Annotated in this window: 1 protein-coding gene; it reads right to left on the bottom strand. The window is 52.7% G+C overall.

Translation table 11 applies throughout. The annotated features are described in order from the left end of the window. On the bottom strand, window positions 1-220 hold a 220-nt coding region (locus tag HMPREF2605_RS09565; protein WP_168167601.1), incomplete at both ends, for a hypothetical protein.

Genomic DNA, 220 nt, shown 5'->3' on the forward strand with positions numbered 1-220 from the left:
ATTAGTGTTCAGAGTCCACCAGTCATCAGGTAGCGAGTCAATCCACGCTTCCCAGTCCTTCGTACGCCAGATATAAGCGCGCTGCTCAAATTCAGCCCAGCTATCACCGCCGAGGGCTTCCGGGAATTCAGAAATATCTACCGAATGATCCGGCTCGTAATCCTCCGGGCGGCCTTCATCCCAACACTCAAGGAACTGACGCCAGTTCTTCTTCGTAATG

The organism is Rothia sp. HMSC065C03 (assembly GCF_001837295.1).
Lineage (GTDB): Bacteria > Actinomycetota > Actinomycetes > Actinomycetales > Micrococcaceae > Rothia.